The 13,386-nt window shown below is 66.1% G+C and carries 12 protein-coding genes and 2 pseudogenes; 10 read left to right on the top strand and 4 right to left on the bottom strand.

The window, feature by feature from the left end:
* Positions 1 to 504 precede the first annotated feature (504 nt).
* Positions 505 to 969 carry a MarR family winged helix-turn-helix transcriptional regulator gene (locus E7Z53_RS18925; RefSeq protein WP_161976645.1) on the bottom strand — a complete coding sequence of 155 codons (465 nt, stop codon included), beginning with the start codon at positions 967 to 969 and terminating at the stop codon, positions 505 to 507.
* A 174-nt stretch (positions 970 to 1,143) separates the two neighbouring features.
* Here E7Z53_RS18925 and E7Z53_RS18920 point away from each other — a divergent pair, with 174 nt between their 5' ends.
* The 4 genes from E7Z53_RS18920 (at position 1,144) to E7Z53_RS18905 (ending at position 7,390) form a co-directional block, all read left to right on the top strand.
* A complete protein-coding gene (locus E7Z53_RS18920; RefSeq protein ID WP_242630384.1) occupies positions 1,144 to 4,275 on the top strand; it encodes an efflux RND transporter permease subunit in 3,132 nt (1,043 codons plus the stop codon).
* 472 nt (positions 4,276 to 4,747) lie between these two features.
* The gene (locus tag E7Z53_RS18915) at positions 4,748 to 5,332 is read left to right on the top strand and encodes a TetR/AcrR family transcriptional regulator (protein ID WP_095650795.1); all 585 of its coding nucleotides are present in this window, start codon (positions 4,748 to 4,750) and stop codon (positions 5,330 to 5,332) included.
* 101 nt (positions 5,333 to 5,433) lie between these two features.
* The gene (locus E7Z53_RS18910; protein WP_095650796.1) at positions 5,434 to 6,201 is read left to right on the top strand and encodes a patatin-like phospholipase family protein; all 768 of its coding nucleotides are present in this window, start codon (positions 5,434 to 5,436) and stop codon (positions 6,199 to 6,201) included.
* Complete coding sequence (locus E7Z53_RS18905) at positions 6,188 to 7,390, top strand: glycosyltransferase (protein ID WP_161976644.1); 1,203 nt, start codon at positions 6,188 to 6,190, stop codon at positions 7,388 to 7,390. Before E7Z53_RS18910 ends, E7Z53_RS18905 begins: the two co-directional genes overlap by 14 nt.
* A 222-nt stretch (positions 7,391 to 7,612) precedes the next feature.
* Here the strand turns inward: E7Z53_RS18905 and E7Z53_RS18900 are convergent, their stop codons facing one another.
* A complete protein-coding gene (locus E7Z53_RS18900) occupies positions 7,613 to 7,810 on the bottom strand; it encodes a hypothetical protein (protein WP_095650799.1) in 198 nt (65 codons plus the stop codon).
* Between the two features lie 100 nt (positions 7,811 to 7,910).
* Between E7Z53_RS18900 and E7Z53_RS18895 the strand changes: the two genes are divergently transcribed.
* The 3 genes from E7Z53_RS18895 to E7Z53_RS18885 all read left to right on the top strand — a co-directional run bounded on the left by E7Z53_RS18895 (position 7,911) and on the right by E7Z53_RS18885 (position 9,499).
* Positions 7,911 to 8,459: a MarR family winged helix-turn-helix transcriptional regulator gene (locus E7Z53_RS18895; protein WP_095650800.1), complete on the top strand. Its 549-nt coding sequence runs from the start codon at positions 7,911 to 7,913 to the stop codon at positions 8,457 to 8,459.
* On the top strand, positions 8,452 to 8,898 hold the full coding sequence (locus tag E7Z53_RS18890; RefSeq protein ID WP_095650801.1) for an ester cyclase: 447 nt from the start codon (positions 8,452 to 8,454) through the stop codon (positions 8,896 to 8,898). Before E7Z53_RS18895 ends, E7Z53_RS18890 begins: the two co-directional genes overlap by 8 nt.
* Before the next feature lie 352 nt (positions 8,899 to 9,250).
* Positions 9,251 to 9,499, top strand: a complete 249-nt coding sequence (locus tag E7Z53_RS18885) for a WhiB family transcriptional regulator (RefSeq protein ID WP_095650802.1) — start codon at positions 9,251 to 9,253, stop codon at positions 9,497 to 9,499.
* Between the two features lie 261 nt (positions 9,500 to 9,760).
* Here the strand turns inward: E7Z53_RS18885 and E7Z53_RS20545 are convergent.
* Positions 9,761 to 9,949 (bottom strand): annotated as a pseudogene (locus E7Z53_RS20545) (hypothetical protein); the annotation flags it as partial.
* Here E7Z53_RS20545 and E7Z53_RS18880 point away from each other — a divergent pair.
* Together E7Z53_RS18880 and E7Z53_RS18875 are read left to right on the top strand one after the other, a co-directional pair.
* Positions 9,947 to 10,168 (top strand): annotated as a pseudogene (locus E7Z53_RS18880) (transposase); the annotation flags it as partial. The pseudogenes E7Z53_RS20545 and E7Z53_RS18880 overlap by 3 nt on opposite strands.
* Positions 10,169 to 10,442: 274 nt before the next feature.
* A complete protein-coding gene (locus tag E7Z53_RS18875; protein ID WP_095650804.1) occupies positions 10,443 to 10,922 on the top strand; it encodes a general stress protein in 480 nt (159 codons plus the stop codon).
* Between the two features lie 216 nt (positions 10,923 to 11,138).
* Here the strand turns inward: E7Z53_RS18875 and E7Z53_RS18870 are convergent, their stop codons facing one another.
* Positions 11,139 to 12,434: an IS110 family transposase gene (locus E7Z53_RS18870; protein WP_440941491.1), complete on the bottom strand. Its 1,296-nt coding sequence runs from the start codon at positions 12,432 to 12,434 to the stop codon at positions 11,139 to 11,141.
* Between the two features lie 180 nt (positions 12,435 to 12,614).
* On the opposite strand from E7Z53_RS18870, the gene E7Z53_RS18865 reads away from it, so the two are divergent.
* The coding region (locus tag E7Z53_RS18865; protein WP_176338579.1) for an IS256 family transposase at positions 12,615 to 13,386 on the top strand (772 nt) is incomplete at its 3' end.

Genomic DNA, 13,386 nt, shown 5'->3' with positions numbered 1-13,386 from the left:
GGGAAGGCTGCGCTGGGCATCGGATCGCCCATCCGGGTGTTGCGACGGCGCTGGTCAGCATGGACGTCCTGCATCAGATGCACGATTCCACGGCAAGTCGGGAAACGCGTGGGCGCTGTACCGGGCCGGATTCCCGCCGTCCCGACCGACACCAACGTGGCGTTGTTCCGGGGTCATTGAGCGGGTGCTTTAGGTGATGCTGGACGAGTGGAGGGTGCCGGTAGTCCCGACAAGGAGCCGACTCCCGCCTCCTCAACATCCGTGCCTACCAGTTTTCCACGACGTTGACGTCGCAACGGGAGTTCCTGAACCTGGATGCGCTCACGGCCAGCGGCTTCCAGGTCCCGGATCTGCAGTGCCGTGTCCTGCTCGGCCAAGTTCACCGGGTTACCTGTACATCCACTCTGCCGGACGCAACTGGTCGAGCAACGACCGACCAGGTCTTGAAAACTCAGTCCCATAGGGGCATCCGTTATTGCGATAGTCCCGGGAGGTGGGTCCAGCTCAGCCGGCGGAGTCTTCCTGCATGGCCGCGACCAGAGCCCGGATCCCCTGGGTGAGTGCCCTCAGGTCTTCGAGGGACAGACGGTTCAGCGGGGCGTGGGCAAGTTCGGGCCTGGCGGCGAGTAGGCGCTGGATGGTCTCGCGGCCAGCGGCGGTGACCGTCACGCGGCGCACGCGCTGGTCGTAGGGGTCGAGGGCGCGCACGATCATGTCCTGCGATTCCAGTCTGTCAACGATCCCGGACATGGTGGCGAGGGACACCTCCATGGCTGCGGAGAGCGCGCGGATAGTGCTGCCTTCGGGCTCGGTGACCAGGATGGTGAGCACCTTGAGCTGTTGCATCGTCAGTCGCAGGGAGAGCATCGGTTCGATCACCGCAGGCACGAAAGACAACTCCAATTCACTCTGCAGCCTGAGCAGCTCGATGAGCAGCTCCTCGCGCTGGGCGGGTTCCTTGGGGTCCACAGCCCGAGCATAGCCCGCGAACGAGTCTCGAACGGGGGCATCGCGAGAATACATAGCCTTGCCCTAAGCTTCGGGTGATCCTAACCTTTAACGGGCTACTGTCCCGCGCTTCCCAACCCCTTCGGTGGTGTCTCCTTGTACCGTCTTGCCCGCTTCAGTCTGGCGAATCGCTTGTTGGTCGCGCTCCTCACCCTGTTCATCGCGGTCTTTGGTCTGTTCACGATGACTCAGCTCAAGCAGGAACTGATCCCCGCGATCGAGTTGCCGCAGACAACCGTGGTCACCGCGGTGCCCGGGGCCAGCCCCGAGGTACTCGACGAGCAGGTCAGCGAACCGATCTCCCGGGCCGTGGGCGATCTGGACGGCGTGGAACAGGTGGTGGCGACCTCCTCCGCGAACATGTCCATGGTGTCGATTGCCTACGAGTACGGAACGGATTCGGATGAGTTCAACGCCTCCGTCGAGTCAGCCATCGGAGCGCTGACCACGTTGCCCAACGACGCCGAACCGAACGTGATGTCCGGTGGCACCGACCAGATGCCGGTCATCTTCATGACGGCCTCCTCGTCCGAACTGGATGAGACCGAGCTGTCCGCAGCCCTGCAGGACACCGTCAAGCCCCGCGTGGAGTCTATTGAGGGAGTCCGCTCGGCGGCCGTGTCCGGCGGTGCCGTGCAGCGGGTGGAGATCACTCCGGATCAGGCAGCGATGGCCCAGCACGGGCTGACCCAGCAGGCCATTACCCAGGCCCTGCAGGACAACGGCACCACCTTGCCCCTGGGATCCGTCGGCAAGGACGGCACCTCCTCGCCCGTTGACGGCGGCACGCCCCTGGGCTCCCTCGAGGACCTGGGTGCTCTTCCGCTGGCCAGTCAGACCCAGCCGGACACTGTGGTGCACCTCGACGACGTTGCCGACCTGGAGATCGTCACCCAGGAACCCACCTCCATCACCCGCATGAACGGCAACCGGGCATTGTCGGTGTCGATCACCGCGACCCAGGGCGCCGACGTTGTGGGTGTGTCCCATGCGGTGGAGGACGCGATCGCCGAACTGACCGGGGACGTGCCCGGCCTGGACCTGACCGTGGTGTTCGACCAGGCGCCGTTCATCGAACACTCCATCGAGGGATTGGCCACCGAGGGCCTGCTCGGCCTGCTCTTCGCCGTCGTCGTGATCTTGGTTTTCCTGGTCTCGGTGCGCTCGACGCTCGTGACGGCCCTCTCGATCCCGATCTCCGTCCTGGTCACCTTCATCGGGCTGAATCTCGGCGGGCACTCCCTGAACATGCTGACCCTCGGGGCTCTGACGATCGCGATCGGGCGCGTGGTGGACGATTCGATCGTGGTGATCGAGAACATCAAACGGCATCTGGCCTATGGTGAGCCGAAGGTCCACGCCATCCTCACCGCAGTGCGCGAGGTGGCCGGTGCCATCACCGCCTCCACCCTGACCACCGTGGCCGTGTTCCTGCCGATCGCGCTGGTCGGGGGCATGGTCGGCGAGCTCTTCGCCCCGTTTGCCCTCACCGTGGCCATCGCGATGCTCTCCTCCCTGCTGGTCGCGCTGACGATCGTCCCGGTCCTGTCCTACTGGTTCCTCAAGGCGCCCACGGACGTCCAGGACTCGGAGGCTGTTCGCGCCGGGGCCGAGGAGAAGGAACACCGCAGCTGGCTGCAGCGCGGCTACAAGCCCGTGCTGCGCGGCACCCAGAAGCACCCCGTCATCACCGTGGTGGCTTCAGCGCTGCTGCTGGTGCTGACCGTGTCTCTCATACCCCTGCTGAAGGTTGATTTCCTCGGCAATACCGGCCAGAACATGGTCATGGTCACCCAGACCTTCGATTCGGGCACGGACCTGGAGTCGGTGTCCGAGGGTGCTGAGGAGGTCGAGGACGCGCTGGCCGGCGTCGAGGGCGTGGAGGACATCATGCTCATGGCCGGCTCCTCCGGCGGCGGCGAGGGGGACTTCTCTGCCCTGCTCGGTGGGGGCGGCGGCTCGGCCACCTTCATCGTCAACACGGATCCCGACGCCGACCAGTCGGCCCTGCAGGAAGAGGTCCGGACCCGGCTCGCCACCCTGGACGGTCCCGGCGAGGTCAGCCTGATGGACCCTGCCTCCATGGGCGGCTTCGGAGGCTCCGTGGACGTGGCGGTCAGTTCCCAGAACGAGGAGGATCTGGCCGAGGCCGCGCAAGCCGTCCAGGCGGCCCTCGAGGGGACCCCGCACACCGCGGAGCTCACCAGCGACCTGGCCGCGGACCAGCCGACGGTCCACGTGGCCGTGGACCGCGCCGCCGCCCTGGAGGAGGGCCTGACCGAGATGCAGTTGTTGGGCATGGTGGCCGGGACGCTATCCCCGCAGAGCGTCGGTTCCGTGACCATGGACGGCGACGCCTACGACATCTACATCGAGGGCACCGACGCGCCGGAGACGATCGCCGAGCTGCAGGACATGCCCGTTCCCACCGCAGCGGGCATGGTCCCGTTGACCGATCTGGCCACCGTGGAGGAAGTGACCGTACCGGAGTCGGTCACGCGCATGGACGGCGACCTGGCGGCCACCATTTCCCTGACACCCTCCGAGGGCGAGCTGGGCGCGGTGACCACGGAGGTCCAGGAACGCGTGGATGCCCTCGAGTTGCCGGCCGGCACCGAGGCCACCATGGGCGGGCTGGCCCAGACCCAGCAGGAGTCCTTTGAGCAGCTGGGCCTGGCCATGGTGGTGGCCGTCGTGATCGTGTTCATGCTGTTGGTGGTCACGTTCCGATCCATGATGCAGCCGCTCATCCTGCTGGTCTCCATCCCGTTCGCTGCCACCGGTGCCATCGGCCTGCTTTTGATCTCCGGCAAACCCCTGGGCATTTCCGCCCTGATCGGCATGCTGATGCTCATCGGCATCGTGGTCACCAACGCCATCGTTCTGATCGACCTGATCAACCAGTACCGGGTCCAGGGCCAGAGCCTGCAGGACGCCATCTTCAACGGCGCCCGCCAGCGACTGCGCCCCATCCTCATGACGGCGTTGGCCACGATCTTCGCCCTGATTCCGATGGCGATCGGCGTCACCGGCTCGAGCGGGTTCATCAGCCAAGACCTAGCCATCGTGGTGATCGGTGGGCTGATCTCCTCGACCCTGCTCACTCTGATCCTGGTGCCGGTGCTCTACCAGCTCTTCGAGCAGGGTCGGGAACGCCGCCGAGCCGCCCGGGGCGAGGCCGTCGTCGGCGATGTCCTGGAGCAGGAACTGGCAGCGGCACCGGACAGGGAGCCCGCGGGACGGCACCGGGGACCGGACACCCCGTAGTTCTCGGCTGGCCACACGGCGGGTCGGAGCGACCCAGCCCGCTTTCTGGTTCTCGGGAAACCGGCAAATCCAGGCCCGGCTACACCCTCAATTGCGATGAGCCTCCAATCCGGTGTTTTGATTCTGTGTAGGCAGAGGCGGAGACCATCGATCTGGATGGGATGGATGATCCTCAGGAACATGGCCGACATCGGGGGACTCGTGAGGCCGGGTCTGCTTGTGACCGGAGGTGTGATCACCACAACGAGTCCGGAACAAACTCCCCATCACTGCCACCCGCGTCCCCCAGCACGCCACCCTGCTCAAGGCCTGCGGCGCACTCATCGTGAAATGACCTTTGAGCTTGACGCGGACGGAAGCGGGGTCCGACTGTGTGCCCCTTCGTGTGAGAGCTGGCTATCAGATTGATAGTTTACTATCATGCAAGGACGAGATGGGGCGCCCTCAGCGACCACACCGAGAGGAGACAGTCATGGATAGCTCTGCGACACGATCCGTGCGCTGTGATGCCTTCTCCAGCGGATCACGGATCATCGAGGCGGCCCGTGGAGTCTTCTCCTCAGGGGAGGGGGAAGGAACGCTGAACCGGATCGCGCAGGAGGCCGGGGTGGGGATCGCCACACTGTATCGGCACTTTCCGAATCGGCAAGCACTGGCCTGGGCGGTCTATGACCGGATTTTCACCACGGAGGTGGAGCCGTTGTTCGCCAGGATCGGTGCGACCGAGGCTCCTCGGGAGACTCTGCTGGAGATCGCGGAACGCCTCAGTGACATTGCCGGCCGGGAGAGAGGTCTGGTGGCCTCGATCGGCAATCTGACCGAAGCCACCACGGAGTTGCTGCGGCGCCACAGCGAGTCGTTCGCCCCGATTCTCCAGAGGGCCCAGGCCGCCGGGAACGTCCGTCCGGACATCGAGCCGGCCGACATCCCCAACATCTTGGCCATGGTCGTCACCGGGGTCAACCTTCCCCATGCGGATGACTTGTCACGACGTCGTTACCTGAGTCTGTTGCTGGACGCGCTCAATCCGGCTCGGGCCACTTCGTTGCCGCAGTGATCCGATGCCCGCCCTTCGGCACTGCTGAACGGGGCGGACCTGAACGCGCAGAGACATCAGAGAAGAACGCCTAGACATCAGAGAAGAGGAGAACAGCATCGGTGAGCCGGACAACCCCGCCTTTCGGAGATCGGATCGGCCTTGCCCTCGGTGGAGGCGGTGCGCTGGGCGCCGCCCACGTGGGGGTGCTGCAGGTGCTGGCCGAACACCGCATCCTGCCGCAGATCGTGACCGGAACCAGTGCCGGAGCATTGGTGGGGGCTGCCTATGCGGCCGGCCTGCCGATGCGCACGATCGAACGAGCCGTGCGCGAGGCGAGCTGGGGGACTTTCGGGCGATTCACCCTCGCACCCCGGCTCGGGTTGTTGGATACCTCTGCACTGGCCGAGACCATCACTGCACTGGGTGGAGATCCGCTGATCGAAGAGCTGCCCCGCCGCTTCGGGGCCGTGGCCACCGAGATGCGGACCCGCCGGGAAGTCGTCCTGACCGAGGGCCCACTGTACGAAGCGCTGCGGGCCAGTATCGCCGTGCCTGGGATCTTCCCCCCAGTCATCCGCGGACGGGAGGTTCTCATGGACGGGGGGATCGCCGCGAACTTACCCATCGCCGCGGCCCGTCAGATGGGCGCCACAGCAGTGATCGCGGTGCGGTTGCGCCCAGAGTGGGAACGCTTGCCGATCGTCCGCTCAGCTGCCGACATCGCCCGGATGGAACAAGACCCTTCCACCACCCTCATCCAACCTGACCTGCGCGGACTGGCGCATTGGTCTCCCGAGGACATTCCGCGCCTGATCGATGCCGGGCGCGTCGCAGCGGAAACAGCGCTCGATGCTGCGAACCGAAAGAGCCTCCATGCCGTTGCCTGACAAGCACACCGACCGACTACGAGTCCTGATTGGTGCCGACACCTTTCCCCCGGACGTGAACGGCGCGTCCCGGTTCACCCGGGACCTGGCCGTCCGCTTATCCGCCCGTGGACACACAGTGCATGTGGTCGCCCCGGCTTCCTCGCGTCGCCACGGCACCTACGTGGAGACCTTCGGCGGACAGAGAATAGCCGTCCATCGATTGCGCAGTTTTCGCTGGCCGGCCCATGAGTGGTTGCGTTTCGCCCCACCTTGGGAACTGGGGCCTCGGATCGATCGACTGCTCGAGCACCTCCAACCGCAGGTAGTACACTCGCAGTCCTTCATCAACATCGGTCGGGTGCTCACTGGACAAGCCCACCAACGCGGCATTCCGGTTGTGGCGACCAACCACGTGATGCCAGACAACATCATCGGGGTCAGCGGGCTGCCCCGATCGCTGCACCCGGGCCTGACCCGCTACGGGTGGCATCTGGCCTCCAAAACGCTGGCTCGGGCCGCGGTGGTCACCAGCCCGACTCCGATCGCCGCCGATTATCTGGCCCAGCACACCGGCCTGGAGACGATTGAACCGGTCTCCTGCGGGGTGGACACCTCCCGCTTCCCCTTCCACCCGCACCGTCCGGTCGACCACCGGATTCTCTACGTCGGACGGCTGGATCCAGAAAAACATGTCGATCAGCTCCTCAGAGCCTTCTCCCTGATGAACCAATCCCTGGGAGCCTACCTGGACATCGTCGGCGGCGGAGCCGAAAGCCACCGACTCCAACAACTGGCCGCCCGGCTCGGCGTCGCCGACCGGGTACGGTTCCACGGCCGCATCAGCGATGAGGAACTAGAACGCCTCTACCCCACTGCCAGTGTCTTCGTCATGGCCTCGACCGCGGAGCTGCAAAGCATCGCCACACTCGAAGCCATGGCCAGCGGCACGCCGGTTGTGCTCGCCGACGCGATGGCCCTACCTCATCTCATTGACAACGGGCACAACGGCATCCTGGTTCCCCCGGGCGAACCCCGTGGTCTCGCGGAAGCCATCGAAACCATCCTGACGTTACCCCACGACGCTTACACCACCATGCGACACGCAGCCCGCCACAAAGCTGAAGAACACGACAGTCAGATCGTGATCCAGCACTACGAACAGCTTTACCGCACCGCTGAAGCCCCCCGAGGGGTCTACCAGCACTGACACACCTATCACCACACCATTCCGGCCACCCGTCGGGGACTGTCCGGTGAGGGACCGGACCCTGCATGTCAGGGTGAGTTGAGGCCAGTGGTCCACAACGAATCCGCACCCAGCGTGGAACACGAACAGGATCCCTCCCAGGGCGGCACGGTCCTCGATCCCAAGCCTGCCACCCGGGCCCCCTGACAGTGGTGGTTCCAGGATCAACGGAGCGATCAGCTCCTACAGGCGATCATCGACCACCCACGGCTGTTTCCGCGTCGTCATGCAGGCAGTGTGAGCCACCCCACCGATGACGGGCAACGATCGACCAGATTTCGAGGCCAGGTCGTTGTCGGTGAACTCGGCGAGCACGGTCGAGCCGGCTGAGGCGGCCGAGGCGGAAGTGCTGGCCTGATGTTGGAGGGATCCGTGGGTCATGTTTTGCCTCCAGTGGTTGCTGTGTTCGTTTGCGGACCTCTCCAGTCAAACAATTTCGATTTGGTTCGTCGAACCAAACTAGTTAGGGTAAGATGGTTCCATGGTCGATTTCTCGATGAACACCATGCTCGGCGGTGACCGGCTAACACCGGGCGTCCAGGTGCGTGAAGGTGTGGCTCTGCTGGTGCGCTGGGCCAGCAGGAGCGATGTGCGCCGGTATGTCTTCGGTCCGGCCGCGGCTGATCTTTCCCCCACGGATGCGGCACTGCTGGAACACCTCATCCGCAACGGCCCGATGCGGCTGTCGGAGCTGGCCGGGCAGTGGGGCGTGAACAAGTCCACCATGACCCCACAGGTTCGCCGGCTCGAGGACAAGAGCTTGATCGACCGCCAACCGGACCCCGGTGACCGCCGCGCCACCTTGGTGGGCATATCCGCCGAAGGCACCGAGGTGCAGCGCCGGATCGGTGAGGCCGGTGCGGCAGCCTTCGACGACATACTGTCCACCTGGCCGCAGCAGGACAGGGAAGCCCTCGGCATCCTCCTGCTGCGGCTCGCCCACCAGCTTGGGCACCACCCCCAGCTGCCCCAGGACGGAAGCCCCGGTGTGCCACCCCAAACCCCGAAAGGAACTCCCTTCCATGACTGAGCCGACCCCGAGCCAAAAATTCCACGCGATCATCACAGCGATCGCCACCGGCGAGCTGGAGGCCCTGGATTCTCTCGTCCGCTACGACATCGTGGACCACAACCTCATCCCCGCTCAGGGCGACGGCCGGCCGGGACTTAAATACTGGGCTAAATCGTTGCGCCAGGCCATCCCGGATCTCACCGGCACCGTGCAGGACACTGTCGCCGAGGCGAACAAGGTCGCCGGGCGTGTCCAGTGGGCGGGCACTCACAGTGGCGACTACATGGGCGTGGCGGCCACCGACGCCTGGATCGAGTTCGAATCGTTCTACATCCTGCATTTCTCCGACGGGCTCGCGGTGGAATGGTGGGACGGAACAGACACCCGCCAAGCGCTGCGCCAGGCCGGGGCCACCCTCACCCTGCCCAGCCCCGACCGGGAGGGGTCGAGATGGTGAGCGCCGTACGGGGGCGCTCCGCGTGCTCAGAAACCAATGAACTACGCGGGGCATGGGGCAGGAACCGATACCGAGGATCGGTTGCGCCACCTCTGAAGGACTCGACCGATTCGATCTTGGCGAGTCAGGAGTCAAGCGAACTTGGGGCACTCCCATCTGCGACCTCAATTGGTCCTGGTGTCGCCCACGACGCAAATTCCTTCTTGACGACATGTTCACATCCAAGAGCTGACATCAGTTCTTCACCAGACTCGTGTAAATGGGCTTTTTCTCTTGTCCCGGACGCTCCTGCTGCCAGATCGTTCTGCCCTGCGCCGCCGGGACTGTTTCCTGAAAGGAGCGATCGCTGACCATGGATTGGCGTAGTCGCGCAGCATGCCTGGAAAAGGATCCCGAGCTGTTCTTCCCCCTGAGCAACACCGGACCCGCTCTCCTCCAAATCGAGGAAGCCAAGGCCGTGTGCCGCAGCTGCCCGGTCGTGGACACCTGTCTGCAGTGGGCCCTAGAGTCCGGCCAGGACGCCGGGGTCTGGGGCGGGATGAGCGAGGACGAGCGCCGCGCCCTCAAGCGCCGGACCGCCCGCGCCCGCCGCGTTTTCTGAGCAACTCAGTAGCTGCCGGAGGTGCTACCGCCGGTGAAGCCGCTGCCTCCGCCGAAGGAGGACCCGTCACGAGACAGTCGGGGCAGTCCGTTGCTATGTCGCATGTACTTCCTTGGCCTCAGCCTGGATGCGCCGACGTTGATTTTCCGGTGAGCTGATCGGGATCAAGTGGACGGTTTCTGGTTTTTGGGTGAGCGGGCCCTGCCGCTCTGCCCGGCTTTTCCACTTCGGGTCCTCGCTCGCGCGGTCAGGGAAGAATGGTCAGGCGATTGCGGTAGCGGTCTCGTGGGCGCGGCGGAAGAGGTTCTCCCAGGCGGTTTGCCAGGGCCAGGCGGTTTGCCAGGGCCAGGCGGTTTGCCAGGGCCAGGCGGCGGGCAGGTGCAACCGCCACTTCCGGGCGTGGTTGGCTACCCGCGCCGGCACGTTGATGAGCTGGGTGCGGATCGTGGCCGGACCCTGGCCCGTCGCGCCGCCGACGTCCTGGCCTACTTCGACCGGCCCCGCACCTCGAACGGCCCTACCGAGGCCGTGAACGGCCGACTCGAGCACCTGCGTGGCTCCGCCCTCGGATTCCGCAACCTCACCAACTACATCGCCAGATCACTGCTGGAAACCGGCGCATCCAGGCTGAGGAAGCCCCGATGCGTGGTCGAGCGCGGCTTCGCCTGACTGCACGCCCACAGGCGACTCCGCACCCGAGGGGAACGCCGAGCCGACCCCCACCTCAGTCTGCTGCAGCGAGCCAGCATGCTGATCCGCCACGGGCGACTCATCGCATTGTGAACGACATGTAAGCAGGCGTGATCTCTTTGTTGAATCCCCTGATAGAACAGCGCCCAAGCGCCTACTGTTGACCGGGTCGGAGGAGTGGCGCGGCCCCATGCTAGGCGTGCCTCGTTCACCGGCCACCACACTGGATAAGTACTGGAAGGAAATGAAAAGCATGTCCCAGCCCTCTCCTATTCCCCCCACCGCCTCCGGCAGCTACCGCATCCTCAAGACGGTGCCCACCTACGACGAGGCGCAACGTATCGTCGACACTCTCTCCGACGCCCAGTTCCCCGTCGAGCACGTGCGCGTGGTCGGCACCGGGCTGCGCTCGGTCGAGCAGGTCACCGGCCGGATGACCAATGGCCGGGCCGCTCTCTACGGTCTGGCCTCCGGCGCGTGGATGGGCCTGTTCGTCGGCCTGCTGCTCGGCCTCTTCACCGTGGGCGGCTGGCTGTCCGTGGTGCTGTGGGGCGTGTTGCTGGGCGCCGTATGGGGCCTGATCTTCGGCCTCGTGAGTCACGCCGCGACCGGCGGGCGCCGCGACTTCAACAGCATCCAGGGCTTCGAGGCCGAGGCGTACGACGTCCTAGTGGAGGCCGAGTACGTCGACGATGCCGCTACCAAGCTCGGCACCACGCAAACGACCCTCTGAGCCCTGCACCGTTCTTCCCAGGCTTTGGCCCGTTCGTTCCGGGATGGGCCCAAGCCGTGGCCGCGCGGTACCGGCCCATGACATCACCGGAGTACCCGGCGCGGGGTAAATCATCGCGGAGCACGACCGCCAGCCGAGGCATCTTTCCCGCCTTCGAAGGGTTTCACAGCCCTCACCGGCACCACCTCCGCCCGGGGGGTGCCTCTATGGTTTCCGTCAAGCGGCCAGGGCCACCGGTGATGGGGTCTGAGGCTCGGTGGGGTCTTGGTAGAGGGTTCCGTCCCTGAGCATGGCGAACAGGACGTCGGTGCGTCGGTGGGCCAGGGCGATGATCGCCTGGTTGTGGCGTTTGCCCTGGGCTCGTTTCCGGTCGTAGTACGCCCGTGAGGGCGGGTGGTTGAGCGAGGCGAAGGCCGAGAGGAACAGCGCCCGCTTCAGGCGTTTGTTGCCGCCCTTGGGGGCGTGCTCGCCGCGGATCGAGGTCCCCGACCGGCGGGTGACCGGGGCGATCCCGGCATAGGAGGCCAGGTGCCCGGCGTCTTGGAAGTCCTTGCCGACGACCTCGGTGAGGATCCTCGCGGCGGTCCTGACCCCTACCCCGGGCATCGAGGTCAGGACCGGGCAAAGAGGGTGGGCCTCCACGAGGGCCTCGACCTGGGTAGCCACCGTGGCGCGCTGGTGGATCAACGAGGCCAGCTGCCCGGCCAGGATCGGGATCACGGTGGCGGCGGCTTCGGTGCCGGCCACGACCACGCTCTGCTGGCCCAGGGCGTCGAAGATCTCCTCCATGAGGGCCTCGGCCAGCCGGGGTGCGTGCTTCTTCAGCCTTGCCCGCACGTGGCCGCGCCCGGCTGCGGCCAGCTTGACCGGGGTCGGGTAGCGGGTGAGCAGATCGGCCACCGCCGGATGCGTCACCCGTGGCCCGAGGACCCGTTCCAGGGCGGGGTGGATCTGGGTGAGCATCCCGCGCAACCGGTTCGAGGTCGCGGTGATCTGGGCGGCGAGGTCGTCGTCGAAACCGGCCAGCACCGCCAGCTCGGCGATCTGTTCCTCGTCCACCCGGATGTTCCGCAGGGTGTGCGGCATGGTCCGGGCGGCCTCGGCGATGATCAGTGCGTCGCGGGCGTCGGTCTTCGCCGTGCCCGGGTGCAGGTCCGCGATCCGGCGCATCACCAGACCCGGCAGGTAGGCCACGGTGACCCCCTCGGTGGCCTGGGCGACGGCCACCGGCAGCGCCCCGATGGTGGCCGGCTGGTCCACGACCATCAGCACCGGCCCGTGCTCGGCGGCCAGCTCGGTGAGAATGGCCCGCAGCCGGGTCTCGTCGTTGGGCAGGGCCTTGTCATAGACCGTCTTCCCGGCCAAGGTGACCGCCACCGCGTGGTGGTCGGACTTGCCGACGTCGAGGCCGACGAACACCGCCGACAGTGGTTGCTCCGCCACGATCGAGTCCCTTCTCCTGCACTGGCATCTGCGCGTGCTGGCCGGCCGGGAGGTGGTCACGCTCGGCATCCACGTTACGAAGGCCCTGATCCAGCGGGCCCTGCCTCTATTAGCGATCCGTGACCACCAGTTGAGCCCCCGATAGTGGTGTTGCGCGGTGGCCCTGCTCGTCGTTGCCGACGAGAGCGCGGCCACCGTGAGATCTTTCGAGTTCACCTCTCACAGCACCCTCGAAAGGACATCATCACGATGACCGCTCCTCATATTGTCGACCCTGCTGGCCTGCTCGGCGAAGCCCTGTCCGACGCGTCCCCGGATCTGATGCGCAGCCTGTTGCAGACGGTGATCAACGCTCTCTTGTCTGCTGATGCCGAGGCAGTGGTCGGAGCCGAATGGGGCAAGCCCACCCCGACCCGGTCTGCGCAGCGCAACGGCTACCGCCACCGCGACCTCGACACCCGCATCGGCACCATCGACGTCGCCGTGCCGAAACTGCGCACCGGCACCTACTTCCCCGAGTGGCTGCTGGAGCGGCGCAAACGGGCCGAGTCCGCCCTGATCACCGTGGTCGCCGACTGCTACCTCGCCGGGGTCTCGACCCGCCGGATGGACAAGCTGGTGAAGACCCTGGGCATCAACTCCCTGTCGAAGTCCCAGGTCTCGCGCATGGCCACCGACCTCGACGAGCACGTGGAGTCCTTCCGCCACCGGCCCCTGGACGAGGCCGGCCCTTTCACGTTCGTCGCCGCCGACGCGCTGACCATGAAAGTCCGAGAGGGCGGGCGCGTGGTCAACGCCGTCGTGCTGCTGGCCACCGGGGTCAACGGCGACGGCCACCGGGAGGTCCTCGGGATGCGGGTGGCCACGGCCGAGACCGGGGCGGCGTGGAACGAGTTCTTCGCCGACCTGGTGGCCCGCGGCCTGGGCGGAGTCCGCCTGGTCACCAGTGACGCCCACGCCGGGCTCAAGGACGCGATCGCCGCGCACCTGCCCGGGGCGTCCTGGCAGCGGTGCCGCACCC

Origin of the sequence: Kocuria salina, from assembly GCF_013368965.1 — a bacterium.
Taxonomy (GTDB): Bacteria; Actinomycetota; Actinomycetes; order Actinomycetales; family Micrococcaceae; genus Kocuria; species Kocuria rosea.
This window is presented reverse-complemented; position numbering and strand designations above follow the sequence as displayed.

What these genes read in the sequence shown, in the direction of transcription:
- E7Z53_RS18895 (WP_095650800.1), top strand. Translation starts at nt 7,911, where the DNA reads ATGGTCGATTTCTCGATGAACACCATGCTCGGCGGTGACCGGCTAACA.
- E7Z53_RS18885 (WP_095650802.1), top strand. Translation starts at nt 9,251, where the DNA reads ATGGATTGGCGTAGTCGCGCAGCATGCCTGGAAAAGGATCCCGAGCTG.
- E7Z53_RS18905 (WP_161976644.1), top strand. Translation starts at nt 6,188, where the DNA reads ATGCCGTTGCCTGACAAGCACACCGACCGACTACGAGTCCTGATTGGT.
- E7Z53_RS18870 (WP_440941491.1), bottom strand. Translation starts at nt 12,434, where the DNA reads ATGCCGAGCGTGACCACCTCCCGGCCGGCCAGCACGCGCAGATGCCAG.
- E7Z53_RS18875 (WP_095650804.1), top strand. Translation starts at nt 10,443, where the DNA reads ATGTCCCAGCCCTCTCCTATTCCCCCCACCGCCTCCGGCAGCTACCGC.
- E7Z53_RS18915 (WP_095650795.1), top strand. Translation starts at nt 4,748, where the DNA reads ATGGATAGCTCTGCGACACGATCCGTGCGCTGTGATGCCTTCTCCAGC.
- E7Z53_RS18890 (WP_095650801.1), top strand. Translation starts at nt 8,452, where the DNA reads ATGACTGAGCCGACCCCGAGCCAAAAATTCCACGCGATCATCACAGCG.
- E7Z53_RS18900 (WP_095650799.1), bottom strand. Translation starts at nt 7,810, where the DNA reads ATGACCCACGGATCCCTCCAACATCAGGCCAGCACTTCCGCCTCGGCC.